The organism is Bacillus cereus group sp. N8, assembly GCF_016483685.1.
Lineage (GTDB): Bacteria > Bacillota > Bacilli > Bacillales > Bacillaceae_G > Bacillus_A > Bacillus_A proteolyticus.
This window is the reverse complement of sequence record NZ_JAEHBK010000147.1, coordinates 1-373: the sequence shown is the minus strand read 5'-3', so window position 1 is coordinate 373 and position 373 is coordinate 1. Positions and strand designations below refer to the sequence as shown.

Genomic DNA, 373 nt, shown 5'->3' with positions numbered 1-373 from the left:
CTAGTTTTGGCAATTTTATTTTGTTTCCTACAACGGCAATGTTTTCATTTGTTTGTTTTGTGGTATAAGATTGTACGTTGTTCTTCTTAGATTTGAAACGCGGGGCATTGTTTTGTTTTTTGAAAAGGCGTGTATAAGCATCCGCAAGGTTGCGAACAGACGACTGAATCGCGATACTATCCACTTCTTTTAGCCAAACAAACTCTTTCTTCATGGCAGGGAGTTTGGCAGAGCATGTACCATATGTCAAACCTTTCCCTGTTTCTTTGTATGCATTATCCCATAGAGATAGGAAATGATTGAATACAAAACGAGAACAGCCAATCGTTTTATTGATTAGGGTTGCTTGTGCTTTATTTGGATAGATACGAAA

General features: G+C 37.5%; 1 protein-coding gene. It reads right to left on the bottom strand.

Annotated elements, in window-relative coordinates:
* On the bottom strand, positions 1 to 373 hold a 373-nt coding region (locus tag JDS80_RS30780; protein ID WP_199640825.1), incomplete at both ends, for a helix-turn-helix domain-containing protein.